Origin of the sequence: Tenacibaculum sp. TC6 (genome assembly GCF_050606265.1) — a bacterium.
Lineage (GTDB): Bacteria > Bacteroidota > Bacteroidia > Flavobacteriales > Flavobacteriaceae > Polaribacter.
Map to the genome: position 1 here is coordinate 1 of NZ_JBOCUK010000066.1, position 3,190 is coordinate 3,190.

General features: G+C 28.4%; 4 protein-coding genes and 1 pseudogene. All 5 read right to left on the reverse strand.

What is annotated here, in order from left to right; all coding sequences use genetic code 11:
• Positions 1-347 precede the first annotated feature (347 nt).
• Positions 348-935, reverse strand: a pseudogene (locus tag ACQY1Q_RS17200) (transposase); the annotation flags it as partial.
• 84 nt (positions 936-1,019) lie between these two features.
• Entirely contained in the window at positions 1,020-1,379 is a 360-nt protein-coding gene (locus ACQY1Q_RS17205; RefSeq protein ID WP_431006563.1) for a hypothetical protein, read from the reverse strand.
• A 3-nt stretch (positions 1,380-1,382) separates the two neighbouring features.
• A complete protein-coding gene (locus ACQY1Q_RS17210) occupies positions 1,383-1,829 on the reverse strand; it encodes a hypothetical protein (protein WP_431006564.1) in 447 nt (148 codons plus the stop codon).
• 170 nt (positions 1,830-1,999) lie between these two features.
• The gene (locus ACQY1Q_RS17215) at positions 2,000-2,410 is read right to left on the reverse strand and encodes a hypothetical protein (RefSeq protein WP_431006565.1); all 411 of its coding nucleotides are present in this window, start codon (positions 2,408-2,410) and stop codon (positions 2,000-2,002) included.
• Positions 2,411-2,416: 6 nt separating this feature from the next.
• The coding region (locus ACQY1Q_RS17220) for a hypothetical protein (RefSeq protein ID WP_431006566.1) at positions 2,417-3,190 on the reverse strand (774 nt) is incomplete at its 5' end.

Here is a 3,190-nt window from a genome sequence, read left to right on the forward strand (position 1 = left end):
TGTGTGCGCTTTTTCTTGTGTGGACTCGTATTCATAAAATAAGTCTAATTTGTGTCAACTTATTTCAGGACGGGACACGTAAACACAAAAAAGGATAGTTAATTAACTATCCTTTTTTGTGTTGATTTTTAGAAATATTTTGAGCTGAATTATTTAGGACTTTAAAATTTCAAACATTCCTGCGGGTCGCGAGAACGTTTTGTACTCACTGCAGACTCTTCCTGCGGGTCGCGAGAACGTTTTGTACTCACTACAGACCCTTCCTGCGGGTCGCGAGAACGTTTTGTACTCACTACAGATCCTTCCTGCGGGTCGCTAGAACGTTTTGTACCCACTACAGACCCTTCCTGAGAGTCGCGGTAGTACTTTGTATCTAGTAATACACAGCCATTCATTTGGTTTTTGATATCTTTTAAATAATGAATATAATGAACAGATGCTTTTGAAATATCAAAGCTTGAAATAATCCCGTTAACAGAACAAACAGCATGTAATTTATAACCATAATATCTGCTCGATAGACTTGCGCAATATCCTTTATCTGGGCTAGTTTCAAAATCAAACTTACAAATTGTACTTCTAGAGGCTCTTGAAAGTTTACATAGTTCAAGAGGCATACTATCGACTATAAAACAATCTTCAAATTCTAAAAAATGAACGTTTAGTTTTTGACGAATTTTTTCTTAAAACTCAAATAATTTACGCTTTCTACGGTTGTAAACAGATCGCTCAATTTTAATTTTTAATTCTTTTGGTAATACTCTAAATACCTGACATTCGCTATCAATCCTCATGTATTCAGATGTTAAGTTGATAGCTATTAGTTCTTTATCTGATAATTTTGGCTTTCTTATTTGGTATAAATAATTAGATGGAATATCAAGGAGATTTAATACTTCTAGAATTTTATAGTAATTTGCTTGAAAGTTGTGCATATCATTGAGAGTGTAGGGAACTATCAATTTACTGTTATTTAACAGTTTGCACAACTTTTTCTAAATGCACAACGGGTTTATATGTTATTTTTTATAAACCATAGCTTTATTTATTAACTCGGTAACAGGAAAAGGGTCAGTGTCTGTACTTTTGTAGGAAGCCCAAAGATTAATTATCATTAAATTAATTTCATTTTTTTCTATTTTAGAAATAAATTTATAAAATAATCTATCAATATCAATAGTGTTTTTTTTACTAATTAGAGCTTCATTCATTGATGAAAAAACTAAATTTATAAATTCCATTTCTGTTGATTTTTCAACCGAATTTTCAAAATAATACAAAATAAATTCTTCAACTCTATTTTCATCACTATTTATGATTCCCCAATCGGAAGTTTCTTTTAACCCTAAATCTTTGTTAACCTTTGTAAACGTTTTCATCTACTATCTTTTAGGCCTATTTTCTTCAATCCATTTTTTCATATTAGGAATAAATTCTTCAGAAAACCATTTCCAATCTGTCTTAATATTTATACCTTCTTCTTTTATTTTTGATAAGTACCAATTTTGATACTCAAAATTTATAATAGACTCAAAATTAGGTTGTTTATAACTCCAAATCTCTTTGATTTTTTTTAATATATTCTCTTTTTCAAGATTAGTTAAGGTCTTTTTATTGTAAAGTTCGTTATTTAACAATGTTACATGAATGATATCATTTTCTAATAATTGCTTTACGGCTTCGACACACTTAGGTTTAGCTTCTTCTGAATTCATATTATTTAAATCGTAGCCTAGACCATACATAATATGTGCTAATGTAGCTACACCATATCCGTAATCAGTGAATAAATCAAAATATTCTTTTTTAAAAATGGTAAAATTTTTCATTTATTAATTAAATTTTAATATCCTTACTCTGTTCCAAATACTAGGAAAATTAAGCTCTAGCGTAGCGACAAAATCAGAAGCAGAAGCAGGTCTGAAAATTATTGAATTTCCATTACCCATATTAGCAATTCTAACTCCATTTGATTGAACGAAAGGGGGCTATTTAGCTATTAGAATAATAATGTATTTAAAAAAAGATTGTTTTTTGAAAAGTCAATCCAATTATCCTTAAAGTTATATCCCATTTTTTTCAGTTCTTTAATAAACCATTCTTGTTTTTCAAAGAAAACCATATTTATGAAATCTATATAACTTGCTCCTTTAAACCACATTTGATTTATTAAGTCTATAGATTCATCAGGAGTTAATTTATATGCTTCTTCATTTTTATGATTTTTCATTATAAGTATATTTTTATAAAGTAAATAATAAATTATATCTAATACTTTGTTTTTTATTTCATCTTCAGAAAACTCAGGAAATACTTCTGTTACATTTTGAATAAAATTATAAATATATTCGTGCTCGTTAGAACATATCAAAATAATTTTTTTTGTTTTATCATCTAAAGTTTTATTCATGTTAATTTATTTTATAAATTTTAATTCTCTAATCTTAGACCATATTTTAGGGAAATTTAAATCTATGTTTGCTACTAAACCAGGAGTATTAGAATAATCATAATTTCTAAATGTTATATAATTTCCATTTCCCATATCTGCAATTCTTCTAACTCTTCCGTTCGATAAAGTCTCTACTTTAATAGACTTTGCATTTTTTGTTATTTTTTTGAATATTTCTAGGGATTTTAAATAATTCCCTTTCGGAATCATTCTTATATGACTATTTGTTCCTGCACTACCTAATTTAGCTATTTGTCTAACCATTTTTTCAAGCATTTTACCTCTAATAACAACAGCTAAAGGTATTCTAGAAATCAAAGGTAAAGCGGCTCCTAAAGTAGCTTCAGTAAGAGCGTAAACTACAAAAGGATAAGCAGCTTCTGCTACAGGAATAATTATTGATGAAAAATATTTCTTTGTCAAGTCATGTACTTGCGCTTTAGTCAATTTATAAATATCAAAAACATCTCCAACGGTCATTTTGTTAAAATCCAAAGTTATTCCCTCTATATAATCTGCGAATATTTCATCTTCCGGATTTCCCCATTGTTTTAGATGAGCGGCCATTCTTAAAATTCTATTTTTAAAAGTATTTGGTGTATTATTATTTGATAATTCAGGTAAAGATAAAATTTCAAGAGCACTTTTTACCTTGTTCTTAGCCTCTTCAGAATTGTTGTTAGCTCTTAGAAAACCTTTAATTTCACTCTCTAAACTTGGGTATTGACTTAAAAATAA